19 protein-coding genes are annotated in these 22,441 nt (G+C 74.0%); 8 read left to right on the plus strand and 11 right to left on the minus strand.

The annotated features are described in order from the left end of the window. Window positions 1-6: 6 nt before the first annotated feature. Together AB0950_RS04825 and AB0950_RS04830 are read right to left on the minus strand one after the other, a co-directional pair. Entirely contained in the window at window positions 7-1,692 is a 1,686-nt protein-coding gene (locus tag AB0950_RS04825) for a trypsin-like peptidase domain-containing protein (RefSeq protein ID WP_366777804.1), read from the minus strand. Beyond that, the gene (locus AB0950_RS04830) at window positions 1,689-2,078 is read right to left on the minus strand and encodes a CU044_2847 family protein (protein ID WP_360144102.1); all 390 of its coding nucleotides are present in this window, start codon (window positions 2,076-2,078) and stop codon (window positions 1,689-1,691) included. The genes AB0950_RS04825 and AB0950_RS04830 overlap by 4 nt, the downstream gene beginning before the upstream one ends. 224 nt (window positions 2,079-2,302) lie before the next feature. Between AB0950_RS04830 and AB0950_RS04835 the strand changes: the two genes are divergently transcribed. Further along, complete coding sequence (locus AB0950_RS04835; RefSeq protein ID WP_366777805.1) at window positions 2,303-5,962, plus strand: S8 family serine peptidase; 3,660 nt, start codon at window positions 2,303-2,305, stop codon at window positions 5,960-5,962. Here the strand turns inward: AB0950_RS04835 and AB0950_RS04840 are convergent. From AB0950_RS04840 to AB0950_RS04855, 4 genes are all read right to left on the minus strand, one after another. Then, window positions 5,959-7,296, minus strand: coding sequence for a carboxyl transferase domain-containing protein (locus tag AB0950_RS04840; RefSeq protein WP_360570966.1), 1,338 nt, complete (start codon window positions 7,294-7,296; stop codon window positions 5,959-5,961). The genes AB0950_RS04835 and AB0950_RS04840 overlap by 4 nt on opposite strands. Next, on the minus strand, window positions 7,289-8,734 hold the full coding sequence (locus tag AB0950_RS04845; protein ID WP_366777806.1) for an acyl-CoA synthetase: 1,446 nt from the start codon (window positions 8,732-8,734) through the stop codon (window positions 7,289-7,291). The genes AB0950_RS04840 and AB0950_RS04845 overlap by 8 nt, the downstream gene beginning before the upstream one ends. A 103-nt stretch (window positions 8,735-8,837) precedes the next feature. Beyond that, window positions 8,838-9,443 carry a class I SAM-dependent methyltransferase gene (locus AB0950_RS04850; RefSeq protein ID WP_366777807.1) on the minus strand — a complete coding sequence of 202 codons (606 nt, stop codon included), beginning with the start codon at window positions 9,441-9,443 and terminating at the stop codon, window positions 8,838-8,840. A gap of 21 nt (window positions 9,444-9,464) precedes the next feature. Continuing rightward, window positions 9,465-10,481, minus strand: coding sequence for a MerR family transcriptional regulator (locus AB0950_RS04855; RefSeq protein WP_366777928.1), 1,017 nt, complete (start codon window positions 10,479-10,481; stop codon window positions 9,465-9,467). Between the two features lie 135 nt (window positions 10,482-10,616). On the opposite strand from AB0950_RS04855, the gene AB0950_RS04860 reads away from it, so the two are divergent. Next, on the plus strand, window positions 10,617-11,486 hold the full coding sequence (locus tag AB0950_RS04860) for a hypothetical protein (RefSeq protein ID WP_360144087.1): 870 nt from the start codon (window positions 10,617-10,619) through the stop codon (window positions 11,484-11,486). A 3-nt stretch (window positions 11,487-11,489) separates the two neighbouring features. On the opposite strand, the gene AB0950_RS04865 is transcribed toward AB0950_RS04860, so the two are convergent. Beyond that, on the minus strand, window positions 11,490-12,389 hold the full coding sequence (locus tag AB0950_RS04865; RefSeq protein ID WP_366777808.1) for a LysR family transcriptional regulator: 900 nt from the start codon (window positions 12,387-12,389) through the stop codon (window positions 11,490-11,492). A gap of 94 nt (window positions 12,390-12,483) precedes the next feature. On the opposite strand from AB0950_RS04865, the gene AB0950_RS04870 reads away from it, so the two are divergent. Beyond that, the gene (locus AB0950_RS04870; protein ID WP_360570974.1) at window positions 12,484-13,314 is read left to right on the plus strand and encodes an oxidoreductase; all 831 of its coding nucleotides are present in this window, start codon (window positions 12,484-12,486) and stop codon (window positions 13,312-13,314) included. A gap of 1 nt (window position 13,315) precedes the next feature. Here AB0950_RS04870 and AB0950_RS04875 read toward each other — a convergent pair whose 3' ends face one another. After that, window positions 13,316-13,873 (minus strand): hypothetical protein, encoded by a 558-nt coding sequence (locus AB0950_RS04875; RefSeq protein ID WP_360144078.1) that lies wholly within the window; start codon window positions 13,871-13,873, stop codon window positions 13,316-13,318. A gap of 158 nt (window positions 13,874-14,031) precedes the next feature. Between AB0950_RS04875 and AB0950_RS04880 the strand changes: the two genes are divergently transcribed. Both AB0950_RS04880 and AB0950_RS04885 read left to right on the plus strand, forming a co-directional pair. Beyond that, entirely contained in the window at window positions 14,032-14,805 is a 774-nt protein-coding gene (locus AB0950_RS04880; protein WP_360144075.1) for an IclR family transcriptional regulator, read from the plus strand. Continuing rightward, window positions 14,802-15,650, plus strand: a complete 849-nt coding sequence (locus AB0950_RS04885) for an SMP-30/gluconolactonase/LRE family protein (RefSeq protein ID WP_360144072.1) — start codon at window positions 14,802-14,804, stop codon at window positions 15,648-15,650. The genes AB0950_RS04880 and AB0950_RS04885 overlap by 4 nt, the downstream gene beginning before the upstream one ends. 71 nt (window positions 15,651-15,721) lie before the next feature. Here AB0950_RS04885 and AB0950_RS04890 read toward each other — a convergent pair whose 3' ends face one another. The 3 genes from AB0950_RS04890 to AB0950_RS04900 are packed head-to-tail and all read right to left on the minus strand — an operon-like array spanning window position 15,722 to window position 19,027. Further along, window positions 15,722-17,125 (minus strand): FAD-dependent oxidoreductase, encoded by a 1,404-nt coding sequence (locus AB0950_RS04890; protein ID WP_360144069.1) that lies wholly within the window; start codon window positions 17,123-17,125, stop codon window positions 15,722-15,724. Next, on the minus strand, window positions 17,118-18,341 hold the full coding sequence (locus tag AB0950_RS04895; protein ID WP_360144066.1) for an MAB_1171c family putative transporter: 1,224 nt from the start codon (window positions 18,339-18,341) through the stop codon (window positions 17,118-17,120). Before AB0950_RS04895 ends, AB0950_RS04890 begins: the two co-directional genes overlap by 8 nt. Further along, entirely contained in the window at window positions 18,341-19,027 is a 687-nt protein-coding gene (locus AB0950_RS04900) for a toxin-antitoxin system, toxin component family protein (protein ID WP_366777809.1), read from the minus strand. Before AB0950_RS04900 ends, AB0950_RS04895 begins: the two co-directional genes overlap by 1 nt. A gap of 235 nt (window positions 19,028-19,262) precedes the next feature. Here AB0950_RS04900 and AB0950_RS04905 point away from each other — a divergent pair, with 235 nt between their 5' ends. Genes AB0950_RS04905 through AB0950_RS04915 form a run of 3 tightly spaced genes read left to right on the plus strand, consistent with a single transcriptional unit; the run spans window position 19,263 to window position 22,428 of the window. Continuing rightward, window positions 19,263-20,612 carry an extracellular solute-binding protein gene (locus AB0950_RS04905; protein ID WP_366777810.1) on the plus strand — a complete coding sequence of 450 codons (1,350 nt, stop codon included), beginning with the start codon at window positions 19,263-19,265 and terminating at the stop codon, window positions 20,610-20,612. Then, window positions 20,609-21,547 carry a sugar ABC transporter permease gene (locus AB0950_RS04910; protein WP_366777811.1) on the plus strand — a complete coding sequence of 313 codons (939 nt, stop codon included), beginning with the start codon at window positions 20,609-20,611 and terminating at the stop codon, window positions 21,545-21,547. The genes AB0950_RS04905 and AB0950_RS04910 overlap by 4 nt, the downstream gene beginning before the upstream one ends. Continuing rightward, a complete protein-coding gene (locus AB0950_RS04915; RefSeq protein WP_360570983.1) occupies window positions 21,544-22,428 on the plus strand; it encodes a carbohydrate ABC transporter permease in 885 nt (294 codons plus the stop codon). Before AB0950_RS04910 ends, AB0950_RS04915 begins: the two co-directional genes overlap by 4 nt. Window positions 22,429-22,441 lie beyond the last annotated feature (13 nt).

Below are 22,441 nucleotides of genomic sequence, written 5' to 3' on the forward strand. Positions count from 1 at the left end.
GGTGGCTCAGGCCACGGGGGTGTGCAGGCTGGCGGGGGGCTCGGGGAAGCAGCGCGGGTCGTCCCACAGCAGCTGGACGTCGCGCGCCCAGTGCCGCTCGGCCTCCTCCTCGGCCGCGGCCTCCTCCCGCAACAGCTGGACGTGCCGGGGCAGTTCGGCCGGGGGGACGCCCTGCACGCGCGGGGCGAGGGCGTCCAGGAACGCCGTACCGGCGCACGGCGCGGTGTGCCCACCGGCGCCGGGGCAGCCCTCGCGCGGCCACAGCAGAACGGGCACGGGCATGTTCAGGCCCGCCTCGAAGTGCTCGGGTACGGCGCCGGGCGGGGCGGCGAACCCGGCCAGCCCCGCCTCCTGCTCGCGCAGCCGTTTGCGCAGGCCCAGGGACGGGGTGCCGCAGTCCACGCGGTGCAGGACCGGGGCGCCGCCCGCGGCGAGTTTCTGCCACTTCTTGCCGAGCTGGTGGCGCAGCCGGGCGCTGCGGTGCCGGGAGCGGTCGGTGACGACCACGGGGTGGGCGCAGCCCAGCGGGGTGGGGTCCTCGGCGCTGCACGCCCAGTGCGCCACCGGCAGGTTCAGCAGATCGCGGGGCAGTGTGAAGGTCAGCAACTCGTCCGCGCCGAAGGCGAGTTCCGCGAAGGCCCGGTCGATGCCCCGCTGGATGTACGCCTGCATCCCGGCGCGCGGCAGCCGGGCCGTGCCCACCGGCCGCCGCCGTCCGTCGCGGTACGCCGACACCGCGACCGTGATCTGGTCGGCTCCGGCGCCGCTGTGGTCGACCTCGATCAGGATCGGCGCCCACGCGGCCGGCGCGGACTCGGCGGAGGGCGCGGGCGCGGCCGGTGCGGGCCCGTCCAGCAGTTCCGTGAGCCGGTCCGCGAACCGGGTGAGCGCCTCGGCGGGTTCCGCGACCTCGCACTGCACATAGCCCGCCGCCGCCCGCAGGGAGGGGAAGCCGCCCGGCGGCAGGGGCGGCCCGAAGTCGCCGACGGCGTCCACGAACAGCTGGTCCGCCGAGCACACCAGACCCGTGTCCTCGGCCCTGTCCACCAGGGCGTGCAGCCGCCGTGCCGGATCCCCGGCGCCCGCGCCGTCCGGCAGCAGCTCGGCCAGCGCCGGCCAGTGCCGGGCCAGCACCCCGGTGGGCAGCATCCGCGCGACCAGCACCCCGGGTTCGCCCGCCATCTGGGCGACCATGCCGACCACCCGCCCGTCCGGCAGGGCCGCGGCGGCGCCGCTGAAGCCGTGCGTCAGCGGCTGCCCGTGCCCGGTCACGGCCTCCAGCTGCACCCACTCGCCGGCGATGCGCGTGGCGGACCGGGCGCGGTACCAGGCGAGCTGCCCCTCCTCGTACCCGTCCGGGAAGCCGTACGCCTCCAGCGCCACGCCGGGCAGGGCCCGTTCGGCGTCCACGGGGGCGAAGCGCGCCGGGCTCTGCGGCACCTGCCGGGACAGTTCCAGCACGGCGAGGTCGCCGGGGTCGGTGGCGCCGCCCGCCCAGCCGCCGTGCACGGCCAGGGTCGCGGGCACCGCGGTGACGTCCGGCCGGTTCGGGAACGACACCGTCAGTGTGCCCGGCTCGCTGTGGTGTACGACGTGCGCGCAGGTCAGCACCGTGCGGGGGCCCACCAGGAAACCCGCTCCCGCCACCATGCCCCGGCACTCGATCCGGGCATGCCAGGAAGCGGCCGTCATGAGCGGGTCGTCGGCTCCGGGATGCCGGCCGGTGCTGCGGGCGCGGCCGGCGGTGCGGTGGCCGGGTGCGGCGCCGACCAGGCCAGGCGCACCACCAGCTGGCCCTCGGCCGCGCCCTTGGCGATGACCGCGCCGGCCTCCGCGGTCAGCTTCACCCCGAACTCCAGCTCCACCGAGTCGGGTCGCAGGCTGCCGTCGCGGAACACCCGCAGCGCGGACTGGGCCGCCGAGCGCACCCCGTCCAGGGCGCCCTCGAAGGTGCGGGACGCCTGGGCCGCCGGGCCGCCGTCGCCACGGCCGACCAGGCGGGTCCCGGTCCCGGGCTCCGCGCTCTCCACGACGACCACGGCGCCGTCGTCCGTGGTGAACTCCAGCAGTCTGCCCATGGTGTTCATCGCCCCCGCGCGCTCGGTCCAACAGCAATTCCATTGTGAGGGACGGGCGCTGACGGTGTCTCCGGTATGCACGGCACGGATCACCGGCTCTGGCGGGAAGCCGCCACGGCGCGTTTCCGCCGTGGACGGTCAACACCCCTGCACCAGGCGGCACATGACACTCGTCCCAGCACGCGAGCCACTCGGACAGACACACCCGACGAGAAGAGGCGTGGATGACCAGAGCACCAGCCGGACGCAGCGGGCCGGTCAGACCCGGCTCGGGAGTCGCACGCCGAGCGGCCGGGGTGGTGGCGGTGGGGCTGGTGGGCGCCCTGCTCCCGATCGGACCGGCAGCGGCGGCGACCCCCGCACCGCACTCACCGGCCCCCGCCCCGGCCGCCAGGGCCACCACCGTCACCCTCGTCACCGGCGACAAGGTGACCGTCACCGACCTCGGGCACGGAAAGAAGACGGTCGGCGTGCGGCGGCCCGAGGGGGCCACCGGGGCCGTACGGACCCAGCAGAGCGACGGCCGGATCAGCGTCGTACCGGACGAGGCGCTGCCGTATCTGCGGGCCGGGACGCTGGACCGGCGGCTGTTCGACGTCAGCGGGCTGATCCGGCAGGGGCTCACCGACGCCGAGGCCGGCGCGACCCCGCTGATCGTGACCTACGGCAAGGGCGCGCGGGCCGCCGCCCCGGCCGGTGCTGAACGCACCAGGAGCCTGCCCAGCCTGCGCGGGGCCGCCGTCGAGGCCGGCAAGGGACGCACCTTCTGGCGGTCGTTCACCCACCACGACGGCGTCGCCAAGGTGTGGCTGGACGGCACGGTGAAGGCCGACATGGCCGAGAGCAACGCTCAGATCGGCACCCGGGCGGCCTGGGACGCGGGGCTCACCGGGAAGGGCGTCACGGTCGCCGTCCTCGACACCGGGGTCGACCTGAGCCACCCGGATCTCAAGGACAGGGTCACCACCACCAAGAGCTTCGTCGACGGCGAGGACGTCGCGGACCGCGACGGGCACGGCACCCACGTCACCTCCACCGTCGGCGGCAGCGGAGCCGCCTCCGGCGGCACGGAGAAGGGGGTCGCGCCCGAGGCCGCCCTCGCCGTCGGCAAGGTGCTCGACGACCAGGGCTCGGGCAGCGAGTCCCAGATCATCGCCGGGATGGAGTGGGCGGCACGCGAGGTGCACGCCCGGATCGTCTCGATGAGCCTCGGCTCCTCCGAGCCGAGCGACGGCACCGACCCGATGGCCGAGGCCGTGGACACCCTGTCCAAGGAGACCGGCGCGCTCTTCGTCGTCGCCGCCGGGAACACCGGCGCCCCCTCCTCCATCGGCTCGCCGGGCGCCGCCGACGCGGCCCTCACCGTCGGCGCCGTCGACTCAGCCGACCAGGCGGCCTACTTCACCAGCGCCGGACCCCGCTACGGCGACAACGCCCTCAAGCCCGACCTGTCCGCCCCCGGCGTCGACATCCTCGCCGCCCGCTCCCAGCTCACCGACGGCAGCGGCTATTACACCTCCATGAGCGGCACGTCCATGGCGACCCCGCACGTCGCCGGAGTCGCCGCCCTCCTCGCGCAGCAGCACCCCGACTGGACCGGCGCGCAGCTGAAGGACGCGCTGATGTCCACCTCGAAGCAAGTCGACGCCTCCGTGTACGAGCTGGGCGCGGGCCGGGTGAGCGTCCCGGACGCCGTGCACGCGTCCGTCACCGCCACCGGCTGCGCCGACCTCGGCTTCCACAGCTGGCCCTACGACGCCGACCAGCCCGTCACCCGCACCCTCACCTACACCAACTCCTCCGACACGCCGGTCGAGTTGAAGCTGTCCGTGCGGGGCGCACCGGACGGCGTCGCCACCCTCGCCGCGACCGCCCTCACCGTCCCGGCCCACGGCACCGCCTCCACCACGGTCACCGGCGACGGATCCAAGGCGCCGGTCGGCGAGACCAGCGGGCAGATCGTGGCCGTGGACGCGGCCGGGAACACCGTCGCGCACACCGCGTTCGGGCTGGTCAAGGAGGACGAGCGGTACACGCTCACCGTCCACGTCAAGGACCGCGCGGGCGCGCCGGCACCGGCCGATCTCACCGTGCAGCGGCTCGCGGCGGACGAGGACGCCCAGCAGGCCCACGTCGGCGACTCCGGGACGCTCCGGCTGCGCCTCAAGCCCGGCGCCTACGCCCTCGCCACCTTCCTCGACGTGCACGGCAGCCACGGCGCCGACTCCCTCGGCCTCGGCTTCCTCAGCGCGCCCGGGATCACCCTCGACCACGACCAGGACGTCACCCTCGACGGCCGTACCCTGCGCGAGGTCAGGACCGAGGTGGACCGGCGCACCGAGACCCACCAGCTCCTCATGGAGTACGACCGGCAGGCGAACGGCGCCGACCTCTTCGGCGCGGTCCAGGTGCCCCTCACCTACGACAGCGTCTTCGCCGCGCCCACCGCGCGGGTCACCCGGGGCTCCTTCGAGTACCGCACGGTGTGGCGGCTGGCCGAGCCGGAGCTGGCGGTCGAGGGGATCGGCGAGGCGACCGTGCAGCCGGGCGGCACGCTGATCGAGGGCCGCACCCGGCTGCCGCTGGCCGACGTCGGCGACGGTCCCTTCACCGGGGTCTCGGGCAAGGCGGTGCTCGCCCACCTCGCCGACGGAGCCGACCCGGCCGCGCTCGCCCGGGCCGCGCAGGACGCGGGCGCCCGGGCGCTGTTCGTCACGGACGACGCACCCGGCCGGCTGATGGCCTGGTGGGGCACCGACGACAACGCCGACCGGCCGCTGCAGATCGCCACGGTGAACACCGCCGACGCGGCCCGGCTGCGTGCGATGCGGACGGTCGACATGACCGGCACCGCCGACTCGCCGTACGTGTACGACCTGTCGGAGGGCCACCGGGGCGCGATCCCGGACCGGGACCTCACCTACGCCCCCGGGAAGCGTCAACTGGCCGCCCTGCACGTGAAGTTCCACGCCGGCCGCCCGGCGGACGGCGGCGAGTTCCGCTACTCCCTCACCGACGCCTTCCCGATCGGCCTCGGCTTCCAGGAACGCATCCACCTGCCCGCCGAACGCACCGACTACGTCTCCACCGGGCCCGGCCAGCTCTGGCACGAGTCCGTCGCCGTCGGCGACGGCACCCTGGAGGAACGCAGCGGCCTCGTCCGGTACGAGGGCGGTACGCATCCGGTGCTGAACTGGTTCGGGCCGGTGTGGCACCCCTGGCTCGGCACCGGGCTCGGCTGGGGGCAGCAACGCTCCGGCAACGAGATCCAGCTGAACACCCCCGGCTGGGGCGACTCCGGGCCGGACCACACCGGGTTCGGCGACGTGTGGAGCGCCGACAGCGGCATGACCCAGACCACCGCGGTCTACCTCGACGGCACACTCGTCGACCGGGGCGATGGCTCCGCCGCGTACGTGTGGGACGCGCCGGCCGACGCGCACACCTACAAGGCCGTCACCGATACCGCGCTCGACGCGACACGCTGGCCGCTGGCCACCCGGGGGCACAGCGAGTGGACGTTCCGCTCGGCCGCGACACCACAGGACCGCTGGACCTACCTGCCGCTGATCAACCTCGCGTACGCCCTCGACACCGACCTCTCCGGGGCGGTGCGCGGCGGCTCGCGGATCCCGGTCGGGCTCAGCGCGTCGTACGTGGCCGGGGCGCAGGACACGGGCACGCTGGGCGGGGGCCGGCTGGAGGTGTCGTACGACGACGGCGGCACTTGGACGTCCGTCCCGCTGACCGGCGCCCACGCCTCCTGGCACGGCACGCTGAGGGTGCCGCGCGGCGCGAGTTCGGTTTCGCTGCGGGCCTTCGCCCACGACGACATGGGGGGTTCGGTGACGCAGGAGATCATCCGGGGGGCGGCCGTGCGCTAGCCGGGTGACACCACGCCCCGGATCACTCCCAGCTCCAGCAGGTCCTGCGGCCGGATGCGCAGTTGTTCGGCGGTCGCCTCGACCTCGTCCGCAGGGCGTTTGAGTATGGCGGCCGCCAGTTCCGGGGCGATCACCGAGAAGTAACTGTCCGGCGTGGCCCAGGTGTTGCCCGGTGCGGACAGTGCGAGCGCTCCGCCGGAGCCGCCCTCGCCGATGACGAGCGTGGTGAGCGGGACCCGGGCCGAGGCCACCGCGCGGAACACCTCGGCGATCGCGGCCCCGGCCCCCTGCCGCTCCGCCTCGGCGTCGTTGGCGGCGCCGGGGGTGTCCACCAGCGTCAGCACCGGGATGTCGAGCCGGTCCGCGAGCCGGATCAGCCGGGCGGCCGTGCGGTACCCGGCGGGCCGGGTCGCCGTGCCGGTCTGGGCCGCGTAGGCCACCGTACGGCCGTCCCGCTCGCCGAACCCGCACAGCATGCCGTCGGGGTCCGCACCGCCGCACCGGTCACCGGTGAGCGAGACCGTCCGGCTGAAGTAGGCGTCCAAGTAGGCCTGGGCGCGGGGGCGTTCGGGGGAGCGGGCGCGGCGGACCGCCTCCCACCCGGTGGCGGGCAGGTCCGGGGTGCCGAGGGCGGCCGGTGCGGGGGCCTCCTGGGCCGGGGTGGTGAGCAGCCGCAGCCACCGGCCGAGGGTCTCGCGCAGCTCCCCGGGCGGTACCACCGCGTCCGCCGAGCCCGCCGCCACCTGCGCCTGAGCCGTGTACGCGGCCGGATCCGCGCCGGCCGGCCGGACCCGGGAGCCCGCGAAGCCGACCTGGGCGTCCGGCAGCGCGAGGATCACATCGGCTCCGGCGCCGAGGGTGGCCCAGCCGCCGCCGGTCGTGGGGTCGCGCAGCACCGCGATCTGCGGAAGGCCCGCCTCCCGGGTGAGCGCCGACTCGCGGGCCACCCGCTGGAGCTGGCTGAGGGCGAGCATGCCCTCCTGCATCCGGCTGCCGCCGGTGGCGACCAGCGGCACGACCGGGAGCCGGTGGGCGCGGGCGTGGTGGTACGCCGCCTGCAGCCGGTCGCCGGTGCGCTCGCCCAGGGAGCCGCCGAGGAAGCCGAACTCGAACGCGATCAGTACGGCGCGGGTGCCGTCGACGCGGGCGGTGCCGCAGACGACGGACTCCTCCTCGCCGGTGCGCTCGGCGGCGCGGGCCCGCGAGGCGTCGTAGCCCGGCCAGCCGAGGGGGCCGTCCGGCTTCGGTTCCCTTATGGGGGCGGGGAGTTCGGTGAAGGTCGACTCGTCCGCGACGAGGGCCAGGATCTCCCGGGCGGAGTGCCGCTCAGGCATCGGCGAGCGCCCGCTTCATGATCTTCCCCATGTCGTTGCGGGGCAGGGCGTCCAGGTAGCGGACGACGCGGGGGCGCTTGTGCGGGGCGAGCCGGCGGGCCACGTGGTCCGCCAACTCCTCCGCGGCGGGGGGCGTCTGCGGGTCGGCCGGGACGATCCAGGCCACGATCCGCTCGCCCAGGTCCGCGTCCGGCTCCCCGGTGACCGCCGCCTCCCGCACCCCGGGATGCTCCAGCAGCGCGTTCTCGATCTCACCGGCCCCGATCTTGTACCCGCCGCTCTTGATCAGGTCCGTGGCCTTGCGCCCGACGATCCGGACGTATCCGTCGGGTTCGCGCACGGCCATGTCGCCCGTGCGGAAGAACCCGTCGGCGGTGAAGGCGGCGGCCGTGGCCTCGGGCCGGTTCAGATACCCGGTGAACAGGTTCGGGCCGCGCACCTGGATCTCGCCGACGCTCTCCCCGTCGTACGCCGTGATCGGCGTGCCGTCCTCCTCCACGAGCCGCAGCTCCACACCGGGCAGCGGCACGCCCACGGTGCCCGCGCGGGGCTCGCCGTCGGCCCGCACGCTGGTGTTCATGAGGGTCTCCGTCATGCCGTACCGCTCGATCACCCGGCGCCCGGTCGCCGCCGCGATCCGCTCGTGGTCGTGGACGGGCAGCGCGGCCGAGCCGGAGACCAGCAGCCGGGCCCCCGCCAGCGCCTTGGCCAGCTCCGGGTCCTGCGGCAGCGCCTCGGCGATGCGGTGGTACATCGTCGGCACCCCGAACAGCATGGTCGCGCCCGCGTTCAGCTCCCGCGCCACGCCCTCGGTGGCGAACCGCCCCAGGTGCCGGACGCTGCCGCCGCGCCGCAGCGGCCCGAGCGTGCCCAGCACCAGCCCGTGCACATGGAACAGCGGCAGCCCGTGCACCAGCACGTCGTCCGCCGTCCACCGCCAGGCGTCGGCGAGCGCGTCCAGGGTGGCGGCGACGGCCCGCCGGGGCAGCACCGCGCCCTTGGGCGGGCCGGTGGTGCCGGAGGTGTAGACGACCAGCGCCGGGTCCTCGTCGGACGCGGTGTCCTCGGGTAGGGCGCCGGACGCGGACGCGTCGACGTCCAGCCGCTCCAACTCCCCGACGGCACCGGGGAGTTCGGCGCCCGATGCGGCCAGCACCAGCGCCGGTGCGCTGTCGGAGACGATGTGCGCGAGTTCCTTCCCGCCCGACTTCGGGTTCAGCGGCACCGCGGCCGCGCCGGCGAGCAGCACGCCCGTCACGGCGACGGCGGTCTCCAGCTCGTTCGCGGCCCACACGGCCACGCGGTCGGCGCCGCGCAGCCGGGCGGCGAGCGCAGCGGCGGCCCCGGCCAGCGCGCCGTACGTCAAGGACCGCTCACCGAACCGCAGGGCGATGCGGTCACCAGGACCGTCCGTCAGAGCGGGAAAGAGGGAGGACACGCGGCGCACTCCTAACTGTCGGCACTGTCGGCGGATCCCGGCCGGCACCGGCCCCGTGGACCACCGTAGGCACCGGCCGGCCCCAGGGACCACCGGCATCTTCCTACACCAGGTGTCTCCTCCCGACGACCGTGCTCAAGTCCGCCGCGAGCCGCAGTTCGGTGGCGCGCAGCGCGGGATGCTCCAGCCAGTGCAGCCGGGCCCGGTCCACCTCGCCCCCGTGCCGGGGCGGCCACTCGGCCGCCGGGGTGAAGTCGTCCACCACCACCGTCCCGCCGGGCACGAGCAGCCGCTCGACGTCGGCCGGCGGGTCCCCGGGCGCCTTGCCCTGCCCGCCCCCGTCGAGGACGAGCAGGTCGAAGGGGCCGTACTCCTCGATCCGCCGCCAGTCGCCGTCGAGCACGGTGACCTCGGGCCGCCCCGCGAACACCCGGGCCGCCGCCCGTGCCCGCCCCGGATCCCGCTCCACGCCGACCAGCCGCACTCCCGGCGCCGCGCCCGAGGCCAGCCAGGCGAGTCCCACCCCGAGCCCGGTCCCCGTCTCCCCGATCCGGGCCGTCGCCCCGCCGGCCAAGGCGTGCAGCAGGCGGCCCTGTTCGGGGCGGCAGGAGTGCGGGAAGCGGTGGGCGCGGGCGGCGGCGAGGGCGTCCGCGACGAGCGGCGGGAGCCCGTCGGCGCCGGTGTGGGCGTCCGTGCCGGTCAGTGCCATGGCATGGCATCCTGCCCTGTCTCAGGCGGCCGTCGCCACGACGTCGGCCACCACGCAGCTGACGTTGTCCGGGCCGCCCGCCTCGTTGGCCGCCGTGATGAGCGCCGCCACGGCCTCGCCCGGTGCCGGGGACGCGCCCAGGGCCTGCCGTATCCGCGCCTCCGGCACCGCCTCGGTCAGCCCGTCGGAGCACAGCAGATACCGGTCGCCCTCGCGGACCTCCTGCAACCGCACGTCCGGCACCGGATCCGCCCCGCCGGCCAGCGCCTTGAGCAGCAGCAGCGACTCCGGTTCCACCCGGTGGTCCTGGGTGATCCGGCACAGCTCCCCGTCCCGCAGCAGATACGCCCGGCAGTCCCCGATGTGCACGAGCGCCAGCTTCGCGCCCGTCCACAGCAGCGCGGTCAGCGTGGTGCCGGCCTCGTTGGTGCCCCCGGCCGCCTCGCACACCGCCGCGCCCGCGGAGCGCACCGCGTCCTCCAGCACGGTCAGCACACCGTCCGCGGGCAGTTCCTCCGCCTCGTCCAGGTACCGCAGGGCCCGCACCGCGGCGCTGCTCGCGGGCGCCCCCGCCGGGCCGAAGCCGTCGGCCACGGCGAGCAGCCTGCGGCCCGCGTACACGGTGTCCTGGTTGGCGGGGCGGACGAGCCCCCGGTCGGACTGGGCGCAATGACGCAGTTCCAGCATGATGGCGTGGTCCCTTCTCGACTGGTCGGTCAGCTGGTCGACGAGGAACGCGGCGAGATCCCGCCGGGCGGCCGTCTCCGCCTCGACGCGCGCCCAGTACGCCCGTATCTCCCGCGCGGCGCCGGCCGCGTCCAGGGCGCACACCGCGCGGATCCGGGCCAGCGGCATGCCGAGGCGCCGCAGCCAGGCCACGAGCCGGGCCTGCCCGAGCTGCTCGACGGCGTAGTACCGGTAGCCGGTGTCCGGGTCGACCCGTGCGGGCCGCAGCAACTCCAGCTCGTCGTACAGCCGCAGCGCCTTCGGCGAGAGCCGGCTCGCCCTGGCGAAGGCGCCGATCGTCAGCAGCTCCATGAGCACCTCGCGCTCCTCGTCGTCCGCCACCGATGCTGGGGCTTCACCGAAGGTGAAGGTCAACCGCGCTGTTCCGGTTCCCTCCGCTTGTTAGCCTCGGTGCCGATCGAACCGACGTACGCCAGGGAGGCCGCCGTGCCCCGCATCGCCCTCGCCACCTACGACCCCGGCGCCGAGCCCGGCAAGGACACCGACCTGCCGGAGCTGGTGCGGGCGCTCCGGGACGCCGGGGCCGGGGCGGAGGCCCGGTACTGGGACGACCCGGACGCCGACTGGGGCGCCTACGACCTCGTGGTCATCCGCTCCACCTGGGACTACAGCTGGCGCGCCGCCGAGTTCGCGGCCTGGGTGGACCGGGCCGGCGCGCTGACCCGGCTCGCCAACCCGGCGCCGGTGGTGCGCTGGAACACCGACAAGCGCTACCTCGGCGAACTGGCGGCGGCCGGCGTGCCCACGGTGCCCACGCGCTACATAGCCCCGGGCGAGCCGGCCGACCTGCCCGCCGACCACGAGTACGTCATCAAGCCGACCTCGGGCGCGGGCGCCCGCTTCGCCGCCCGCTACACCCCCGACCGGCACGAGACGGCGGTACGGCACCTCGCCCGCATGCACGCCGAGGGGTTCACGGCGATGGTCCAGCCGTACGTCCGTGGCATCGACGTCAGCGGGGAGCGGGCCCTGCAGTTCTTCGGCGGCCGACTGCTGCACGCCAGCCGCAAGGGAGCGGTCCTGGCGCCGGGGACGCCGTACGACGCGGACAAGGTGGCGCATCCGCATCTGGAGCGGTGGGAGCCGACGGATGCCGAACTCGCCGTCGCGCAGAAGGCGTTGGGTGCGGTGCCGGGTGGTTCCGGGGTGCTGTACGCGCGGGTGGACCTTGTGGACGGGGAGGATGGCCAACCCCGGCTGATGGAGCTGGAGCTGGTGGAGCCGAATCTGTTTCTGTGGCTGCATCCGGGGTCGCTGGAACGGGTGGTGGAGGGGATTCTGCGGGCTGCCGAGTAGCGCCTATCGGACCGTCTCCCGACACGCCTCCGCATACGCCCGCACCAGGGGTCGGTCCCCGTCCTCTCTCCTCCATGCCAGGGCATAGCGGCTGGGTTCGATCCCCCGGACCCGGCGGGTGGTGACCCCGCCCAGGGTGATCAGGGGGGCGTTGCCCTCGGCCACCAGGCAGACGCCGAGGCCTGCGACCAGGGCCTCGTACGTCTCCTCCGTGCCGGAGATCTCCGCGCCGATGCGGGGCGGGCGGCCGGCGCGGGCGTCGAGGGCGAGCCAGTGGTCGCGGAGGCGGCCCGCGCTCTCGGGGAGGGCAAGGAACGGCTCGTCCAGCAGGTCCGCGAAGTCGACCTCGGGGCGGGCGGCGAGGGGATGCGCGTCGGGCAGGGCGAGCAGCCGGGGTTCCTCGGTGATCACCGTCCAGGCGTAGCGCTCCTCGTCGGGCAGCGGGAGCCAGACGAAGGCGACGTCCGCGGTGCCGTCCGCCAGGCCCGCCGTCGGATCGTCCCAGCTCATCTGGCGCAGCCGGACCGTGACCTCGGGGTGGGCGGCGGTGAAGCGGGAGCGGACGGCCGGCAGCAGCCCGCCCCGGCCCGGACTGGTGCTCATGCCCACGACCAGCGTGCTGCGCTGGGCCGCCTTGGCCGCCTCCACGGCCGCCGCGCCCGCCTCCCACGCGGTCAGCACGGTGCGCGCGTGCGGGAGCAGCGCCTCACCCGCCGGCGTCAGCGCCACCCCGTGCTGGTCGCGCCGGAACAGCTCCGCCCCCAACTGCCGCTCCAGTGCCCGGATCTGCTTGCTCAGGGCGGGCTGGGAGACGTACAGCTTCTCGGCGGCGCGCGTGAAGTGCAGTTCCTCGGCGACCGCGACGAAGTAGCGCAGATCGCGGGCGTGGACGTCCTTGGTCATAGCCGATGGTTATCACCGCGGGTCTTGGACGGGCAACGGCATCCGGCGGCAGCCTTGGTCGTGTTGAACGCATCGAGAGGTCCGGGGAGTTGTGATGAACAAGGTGTGGCTGGTGACCGGGGCGGGCAGCGGTTTCGGGCGGGCGATCGCCGAGGCGGCCGTCGCCGCCGGTGATGTGGTGGTCGGCGCGGTCCGGCGGCCCGAGGCCCTGGACGACCTGGTGGCGGCGCATCCCGACCAGGTGGAGGCGCTGCGGCTGGACGTCACGGACGTGGGCGCGGCGCAGGCGGCGGTCCGGGATGTCGTGGACCGGCACGGGCGGATCGACGTGCTGGTCAACAACGCGGGCCGTACCCATGTCGGCGCCGTCGAGGAGACCACGGACGAGGAGCTGCGGGACCTGTTCGACCTGCACTTCTTCGGGCCGGCGGCGCTGGTGCGGGCGGTGCTGCCGCACATGAGGCAGCGGCGCTCGGGCGCGATCGTGCAGATGAGCAGTATGGGCGGCCAGATGTCCTTCGCGGGCTTCGGGGCGTACAGCGCGACGAAGTTCGCCCTGGAGGGCCTGTCGGAGGCGCTCGCCGACGAGGTGCGGGAGTACGGCGTCAAGGTGCTGATCGTGGAGCCGGGCGCGTTCCGGACCTCGCTGTTCGAGGCCGGCCGGGCCGGGGCCAGCTCCGACACCGGCGCGTACGGCAAGGTCGGCGAGACCCGCGGCTTCGTCACCGGCGGCCACGGGAGCCAGCCCGGCGACCCGGTCAAGGCGGCGGCCGTGATCCTGGCCGCGCTGGACGCCGAGGACACCCCGCTGCGGCTGCCGCTCGGCGACGACGGGGTGAGCGCCGTCCTGGGCCACCTCGACCAGGTCCGCGAGGACGTCGCCGCCTGGGAGAAGCGGACCCGGGCGACGGGGTTCGACGACTGAGCTAGGTCAGTACGGCCGTCCGCTGCAGCAGCCCCCAGGTGAACTCCGCGACCACCTCGTGCCGTACGCCGTCCCGGCCGGGCGCGGTGAAGGCGAGCCCCCACCGGGTCGGTGCGGTGCCCTCCAGGGGGCGGGCCGGGGCGAAGGCGCGGGCGGCCTCGTCCACCGTGCAGGACCAGGGGGTCAGATCGTCCAGGGTCCGAAGCGTGGGCGGCGGGGCGCCGGGGGCGCGCACCAGCCACTCGTTCCACACCGCCCCGTCCGGCCCGACCAGCACCTCGAAGCGCAGGTCGGGCCAGAGGGGCAGGGCCCAGCGCCGGGCCTCGCAGTCGACGTCGCCGAGCCGGCGCGGGTGGACGGACTCGGGCGCGCCGAGGACCGAGCGGTACCGGGACGCGGCGGACCGGGCCCTGGGCGAGCGGACCATCGCCTGCCAGCGCTTGTTGGTCTCCCGCATCTCGGCGATCGACACCCCGAGCCGCCGCCGGGCGTCCTCGACCAGCTCCGGGTTGTGGTCGGCCATACGGCGCAGCAGCACCAGCTGGAAGTCGAGATCCATGGCACCCATGGTGCCCGGCGCGACCCGGGTCTCCGGTCCGGCCCATTGCCCGCGCCACGCCGCATGACTAGCCTGTGTTCGTCATGCCGATCGCCTGTTGATATCTCGAACATCCGGGATGCCGGACGGGCGCTTAGACCCAAGGGAGGGGGCCGGACGTGGGACGCCTCGTGCCTGCCGTGACCCGAGCTCTCGACATTCTTGAGCTGTTCCTCGACGGGGACGGGACGCTCTCCGCACCCGACATCGTGCGCAGACTCCAGCTGCCGCGCACCACCGTGCACGAGCTGGTCACCACGCTCGCCGCGCGGTCGTACATCGTGCCCGTGCCCGGACAGCCCGGACGCTACCGGCTCGGGGTGCGCCCGTACCAGCTCGGCAGCCGCTACGCCGAGCAGCTCGACCTCGCCGCCGAGGGCCAGCAGGTGGCCCGCTCGGTTGCCGAGACCTGCGACGAGACCGTCCACGTGGCGATCCTCGAGGGCACCGACGTCATCTACATCGCCAAGGTCGACTCCACGCACGCGGTGCGCATGGTCTCGGCCGCCGGCCGCCGGCTCCCCGCCCACTGCACCTCGGTCGGCAAGATGCTGCTCGCCTCGCTGCCGGAGCAGGAACTCGCGGCCCGCATCCCGGACGACGCCGAGCTGACCGCGATGACCCCGAACAGCATCACCGAACCCGGCGCGCTGCGCGAGGCCCTGGCTCAGATCCGGCAGCGGGGCATCGCCGTGGAGAGCCGTGAGTCGAACCCGGACGTGAGCTGCGTGGCCGCGCCCGTGCGCGACCGCACCGGCCAGGTCGTCGCGGCCCTGTCCATCTCCGTGCCCATGATCCGCTGGAGCGACGAGCGCCGGGCCGAGCTGGAGCAGCTCGCGGCGAAGGGCGCGGCGCAGCTGTCCGAGCGGCTCGGCCACCGGAGCACGGTGTGAGCGCCGGGTACGAGGTCGCCGTACGCGCCGAGGCGGAGCTGGGCGAGGGCCCCACCTGGGACCCGGCGACGGGCCGGCTGATCTGGCTCGACATCCTGAGCATGCGCGTGCAGACGTACGACCCGGCGACGGGCCGGCGCACGCTGCGCACCACCGAGCAGCACGTGGGCGCGGTCAAGCCGCGCGCGGGCGGCGGGCTGGTCCTCAACCTGCGGGACGGCGTGGGCCTGCTGGACCCCGACGACGGCTTCCGCTGGCTGCACCACGAGCCGGTCGCGGGCCGCCGCGCGAACGACGCGGCGGTCGCCCCCGACGGCTCGCTGTGGGCGGGCACCATGCGGTACGACGAGGCGCCGGGCGGCGGCACGCTGACCCGGCTCACCGGCGACGGCACGGCGGAGACGGTGCTGTCCGACGTCACGGTCAGCAACGGCACGGGGTGGAGCCCCGACGGGCGTCTCATGTACTACACCGACACCCCGACCCGCCGGGTGGACGTCTTCGACTACGACGGCGAGCGCGTCCACGGCCGCCGGACGCTGGTGGAGATCGAGCAGGGCGCGGGCTTCCCGGACGGGCTGACGGTCGACGCGGACGGGTGCGTGTGGGTGGCGCTGTGGGACGGGGGAGCGGTGCGGCGCTACACCCCGCACGGTGTCCTGGACCGGGTCGTCAGCCTGCCTGCGCCGCGTACGACGGCCTGCGCGTTCGGCGGTGCGGACCTGACCGACCTGTACGTCACGACCGCGCGCGTGGGTCTGTCGTCACCGCATCCCCTGGCGGGGTCCCTGCTGGTGATCCCGGATGCGGGACAGGGCTTGCCCCAACCGGCGTTCCAGGGCTGACCCGGGGAGGGTGGCGCCCCGTAAGAGGGAACTGCGCGACCAGCCACGACGAACCCGCACCCGGCGACGGACTAGAGCACTCCCGCTGCCTTCCGCTCCTCCGTCGTCAACGGCGGCTCGGTCAGCGCAGGTTTCAGTGGCCCCGCCGCGGCAGCGACAAGCACGCTCGGGGTCAGCAGGACGTGGGCGCCGCGTTCCAGGGAGGTCACGTCCGTCACCCGGCGTGCGATGCGTCCGTTCCCGGTTGCCGTGTGCATCAGCCGCCCGACGTAGGCCGAGACGAGCCTGTCCCGCGTGGTCGGGCCGGAGGCCGTCGCGCCGGGGTAGAACACGTCCTGGCCCAGCGCCAGGTCCCACGCGGCGCGGACCGGGCGGGCGACCGCACGCTGCACCCGGCGCGCCAGTCCGGGCCTGCCCCAGCCGTGCCGTCGTAGCACCTCGCGGAGCAGCAGGGCGCTCTGTGCGGCGGCGGACAGACCGTGGCCGTAGACCGGGTTGAAGACGGCGAGCGCGTCGCCGAGGACGGTGAAGTTCTCGGGCCAGACCGGCATGCGCTCGTAGAAGTGCCGGCGGTTGAGCGTGGCGCGGGTGACCGCCACGTCCGACAGCGGCTCGGCGTGCTCCAGCAGCTCGCCCAGCAGGGGATGGCGCAGCCTGTCGCGGGCGAAGGGGAGGAACTCCTCGTTCACGGCGGAGGGTTCGCCGCCGCGCGTGCCGGCGAGGGTGACGATCCAGCGGCCGTTCTCGATGGGCAGCAGGAAGCCGGAGCGGCCCGGCCCGTCGGCCCGTGGATCGAGCTGCAGGTTGACCACCGGGAAGCCCTCCCGGGCCGCCTCGGGGGCGAGGAAGAGCCGGCTCGCGTAGACCAGGCCCGGGTCGGCCTCGCGGATCCGCGGCCCGGGCAGCCCCAGGTCCGCCAGCCAGCGCGGGGCCCGCGAGCCGCGCCCGGTGGCGTCGACCACCAGGGCGGCCGGCAGGGTGCGCTCGGCGCCGTCCCGGGACCGGATCCGTACGCCGGTCACCGCGGCGCCGGTGCCGGTGAGGCCGAGCGCCTCGGTGCCGTCGAGGAGTTCGATCCGCCGGTCGGCGAGGACCCGCGCGCGGACCGTGGCGTCCAGCAGGTCCCGGCCGGCCAGGATCACATGGTGGGACTCGGGCCAGCGCCGGAACCAGCCCTGCGCGGAGAGGGCGACCACGCCCGTGGTGACGGGGTGCCGGCGCCCGCCCGCCGCCTGAAGCGCCTCGGTGATCCCGGGCAGCAGCTCCTCCACGGCCCGTACGCCGCCCGACCACAGCATGTGGGCGTGCCGCGCCTGCGGCAGCCCTTTGCGGGGCTCGGGGCCCCGGGGCAGGGTGTCACGCTCGACGACGACGACCCGGTCGGCGGATCCGGCCAGCGCGCGCGCCGCGAGCATGCCGGTGTGGGATCCCCCCAGCACGACGGCGGTTCTGGCGGGGGAGGGGGCTTCACTCATGCGCGGGCACGCTCTCTGCCGGGGCGGCCGCGCGGGCGCGCACCGCCGTGATCTCGTCGGTGTGGCGGAGGGCTTGGGACACGGCCTGGATCTCCTGCAGGAGGTAGGCGGTGTCCGGACCGGAGGGGGAGCCGGCGGCCTCCGCGCGGGCCGGCCGCGCGCCGCCCGCCGCGTCCAGCAGGCTCACCGCGGCGGCCAGGGCCCTGGCCCGGCCGGGTGCGAAGCCGAGGGCGAGGGCGGCGTCGTACGCGCGCGTGCGCAGGTTCTCGTCCAGGTGCCGGGAGAGTTGCAGCAGGGCGTCGCGGATGAAGGTCTCGCGGCGGATCAGACGCAGTTCGGCGGGGGCGTGCGGGGCGAACGGCTCGCGCTCGCCGGTGACGGTGCGCATCAGCCGGTACAGGGGGCGGAGCGCGCGGTGGCGCAGCCGGACGTGCCAGCGCTCGTGCAGATACTGGCCGACGTGCGGGACGATGAAGCCCGCCGCGACCAGGCTCGCGGAGACGCAGGCGCCCGCCGGTGCCACATTGGTGCTCAGCCAGTCCAGGTCGTGTCCGGTCCACCGGGCCACGACGGCCGTGAGCTTGGCCGCGTCGAAGCACAGGTTCGTCGCGTAGCCGACGCCCAGCAGCCGGAGTCCCCAGCGCAGCCAGGCGTCCAGACCGTCGGTGCGGATCCAGTTCCAGATCAGCCGGGCCGTGATCGAGCAGGCCACGGTGTGGGCGACGAGGTAGAGCAGGATCTCCTCGCGCATGAACGGCGTGGTGGCGTAGTAGGTGTCCAGGTCCCGCAGCCGCTCCACGGGCACGTCCGCGAGCGCGAACAGCACCCACAGGGCGAGGACCACGCCCGCGTAGACGGACACCACCCAGCGGGTCGTCCGGCGGGTGCGGGCCGCGTCGGAGCGGCCGTTGCGCCAGGCGGTGATCAGCAGCAGCCAGGACGCGCAGAGCGCGGTGAGCAGCGAGTACACCCAGGGCGCCGAGATGTTCGGCACTCCGGTGACCCGGTTGGTCCAGGCGACGGTCCGGGGGGCGGCGAAGACGAACACCGCGCACGCGAACAGCAGCAGACCGCCGACAGCGCGCAGCAGGGGGTCCCGCCACATCCTGACGATGCTGGGCAGCTTGATGACCAGGGCGACGGCCAGGACGGCCGTCGGGATCCAGAAGGACACGGAGATCTCGCCGAGCGGCTCCGGCGGATCGAACGCGAGCATCACCGCGCGGCACCTCTCCTTTTCGACGCCCGGTTCGCCTCGGGGGCGCGCCCCTTCGGCTCACTCGTCTCTTCCGTACGCCCCCGATAGCCGAGGGTCCGCTGCACCGGGCTCAGGGACCGCGGCGCCGGGCCACCAGTGCCGTCGGAGCCGGCGCCGGCGAGGTGGCGCCGGAACCGGGCCGCCAGGCGGTGCCCGAAGTCGTCCGCCTCGGCCTCGTCGGCCTCCCGGGAGCCGTTGCGCGCGGCCACCGTGAGGGGCGTGTCCCGCCAGCCGGGCGCGTCGGCGAGCGCGCGGGCGGCCGCGTCACCGGCGACGCCGGGGTGCCGGTGCCCGGTGTGCACGTGCCACAACTCGTGGCCCAGGATCACCAGTTGCTGCACGGCCTCGGCCCGCTCCTCCACGATGACCAGGTCGAAGTCGGCGAACTCCAGCCACAGCCCGGTGACCTCGATCTCGTCCGGGAACCGCTCGAAGCGCAGGCGCACCGGCCGCCCGCCGCGCCGGGCGCTCATCTCCTCGCACAGCGCCCGGCACAACTCCTCCACCCCGCCGGGTGGTTCCGGCCGGGCGTGGACGGCGGCGGCGAGGCCGGCGGCCAGCGCGCGCATCGCCGAGCCGGGCCGGGAGCGCCGTAGCCGTGCGGTCAGGCGTGCCGTGCGCTCCCGCGCGCCCGCGATGCTCATCGGTCCCCCTTCCGCCGGTCCGAGGGTACGCGGCTGGGCGTGTCCCCGTCATGACATCGCGGCGAGGTTCGCCGGACGGCCGGGCCGAGGAGAAACCCGCCCATGAGCTTGTGTCCGACCCATTGACGCGGCAAGTGCTTCGAATCTACGGTCCCGTTCGAAGTTACGAGCGTCATTCGATATATCGAACGAGCGCTTTTTTGATCCTCGAACCTCGGGACGGTGGGGGCAAGGTATGGGACAACCTGGCCTGAATCGCAGGCAACTCCTGGGCGCCGCGGGAGGGCTGGCGGTGGCCGGCGCCTTCGGCTTCGCCGCACTCGGCACCGGAGCCGACGCGCTCGCCTCCACCGCGCGCACCCGCGTGCGCTACTGGAACCTCTTCAGCGGCGGCGACGGCTCCAACATGATCGCGATGCTGGACGCCTTCCGTGAGAGCCACCCCGGCATCGCGGTGAAGGACGCCACCCTCCAGTGGGGCAGCCCGTACTACACCAAACTCGCCATGGCGGCCGCCGGAAACCGCGCCCCCGACCTCGGCGTCATGCACCTCGGCCGGGTCACGGGCTTCTCCCCGGGCCGCCTGCTCGACCCCTGGGACATGGACCTGCTCGCCAAGTACGGCGTGCGCCAGGAGGACTGGAACCCCGAGCTGTGGCAGCGCGGCGTCATCGACGGCAAGCTCTACGCCCTGCCGCTCGACATCCACGTCCAGCTCTGCTACTACCGCCGGGACGTGCTGAAGAAGGCCGGCCTGCTCGGCGACGACGGCCTGATGATCCCCGTCACCTCCACCGCCGAGTGGTTCGACGTGCTGAAGAAGGCCAGGAAGGTCCAGAAGAAGGGCCTGCAGACCATCGGCCTGTGGACCAACGACCAGAACTTCCAGTGGTGGTTCTTCGTCGCCTTCTACACCCAGCTCGGCGGCAGGTGGTTCAACGACGACAACACCGAGGTCCTCTTCGACACCGACAAGGCCACCGAGGTCCTGGAGTTCTTCCGCCAGCACGTCACCGACGGCTATGTCATCCCCGGCGCCCCCACCGGTGAGCAGTTCGTCAACGGCGCCCCCTTCACCTGGGAGGGCAACTGGTCGGTGCCGGTCTTCTCCGGCGCCAAGCTGGACTACGGCGCCACCCCGCTGCCGCCCGTCTTCGGCAGGCAGGCCACCCACGCCGAGTCGCACTCGTTCGTCCTGCCGCACCAGGCCGGCCGCGGCGGCGCCGCCAACGAGGCCGCGCACCAGCTCGCGGCGTACGTCGTCAAGCACGCCCTGCAGTGGGCGGCCGGCGGCCACATCCCCGCGTACACGCCGACGCTGTCCACGGCCGCGTACCAGAAGCTCACCCCGCAGCACGAGTACGTCTCCGCCATGAACCACCAGGCCACCGAGCCGAAGGTGTGGTTCGCCGGCTCGACCGGCATCCTCGCCCAGGACCTCGGCCCCGTCGTCGTCTCCTCGACGATGGGCTCCGCCAAGCCCGCCGCCGCCGCGCAGCGGATGAAGAAGCAGCTCACCAAGCTCCTCGCGATGAAGAACCCGATGGACGGCAAGACCGCAGCGCAGGGAGGTGCCACCGCATGACGACCAGCGCCGAGACCGTCCTCGTACCGGCGAGGGCGAAGACCGCCACCGCGACCGCCACTGTGCGCCGCAGGCAGGGCCTCCAGCACGGGGGCTGGTTCGTCGCCCCGTTCCTCGCCCTGTTCACCCTGTTCGTGATCTGGCCGCTGCTGCGCGGCCTCTACCTCAGCGTCACCGACGCCAACATCTCCGGCGACCAGGCGCACTTCATCGGCCTCGACAACTACCGCGAGGCCTTGCACGACCCGGCGATGTGGGACGCGCTCGGACACAGCGTGTACTTCACCGTCCTCGTCGTGCCCTGCATCACCGTGCTCGCCTTCCTGCTCGCGATGCTGGCCCACCACATCGAGCGCGGCAAGTGGCTGTGGCGGCTGTGCTTCTTCGCGCCGTTCCTGCTGCCGTCCACCGTCGCGGGCAACCTCTTCCAGTGGCTGTTCACCCAGGGCATCGGCATGTTCAACCATGTCCTCGGCATCGACACGCCCTGGCTGACCGACAAGTCGTACGCGATGCTCGCCATCGTCATCGAGACCCTGTGGTGGACGGTCGGCTTCTCCTTCCTGCTCTACCTCGCCGCGCTCCAGGGCATCCCCGACCACCTCTACGAGGCGGCGAAGCTCGACGGGGCGAACGCCTGGCACCGCATGGTCCACATCACGCTGCCGATGCTGCGGCACATCACCGGACTGGTGATCGCGCTGCAGATCCTCGCCTCGCTCCAGCTCTTCGACCAGGCCGTCGTGATGATGGACTTCGGGCCCGGACCGGAGCTGAGCACCAGGGCGTTCGTGCAGTACACCCTCGAACAGGGCTTCACCAGCTACCGCGTGGGCTACGCCTCCGCGATGTCCATCATCTTCTTCGTGATCATCGCAGTCGTCGCCCTGGCGCGGATGTGGCTGCTGCGCAACCGTGAGGAGGGCGGCCGATGACCAGCACCGCCGCGACGACCGTACGCACCGAGTCCCGCCCGCGCACCAAGGCCAGGAAGCCGTGGACGCCGAGCCAGATCGTCCTCACGCTGATCGGCCTCGCCGTCTCCGCCGTCTTCGTCGCGCCGATCGCGGCGGCCCTGTTCACCTCGCTGAAGTCGGAGACCGAGGCGGCCGAGATCCCGCCGCACTGGCTGCCGAGGCACTGGACCGGCCAGGCCTGGAAGGCCCTGTTCGACACCGGCAACATCACCAACTGGTTCGTGAACTCCCTGGTCGTCTCGATCTGCGTGACCACCGTCGTGCTGCTGGTCAGCGCGCTCGCCGGATACGGCTTCGCCCGCACCGAGTTCCGCGGCAAGAGCGTCCTCATGGGCGTCGTCATGGCGGGCCTGATGGTCTCCCCGGCGGTCCTCGGCGTGCCCCTGTTCACCACGGTCCAGCAGATGGGCATGGTCGACACCTACTGGGGCATGATCCTGCCGCAGTGCGCGCCCGCCGCGATGGTCTACATCCTCTACAAGTTCTTCCAGGGCATCCCGCGGGAACTGGAGGAGGCCGCCTTCATCGACGGCGCGGGCCGCTGGCGGGTGTTCTTCACGATCGTCCTGCCGCTGTCGCGGCCCTCCCTCGCCGCGGTCGGCATCTTCACCTTCATCGCCTCCTGGAACAACTTCCTGTGGCCCTACATGGTCACCAACAACCCCGACCTGATGACCATGCCGAACGGCATCGCGACCGTCATGAACTCCTACGGCATCCAGTGGGCCCAGCTCATGGCGGGCGGCCTGATGGCGGGCCTGCCGCTGATCGTCGTCTTCGTCTTCTTCCAGCGCCAGATCGTGGCGGGCGTCGCCCACACGGGCCTGGCCGGCCAGTAACAGGAGACCGCCG

Source organism: Streptomyces sp. NPDC007189, from assembly GCF_040703635.1.
Lineage (GTDB): Bacteria > Actinomycetota > Actinomycetes > Streptomycetales > Streptomycetaceae > Streptomyces.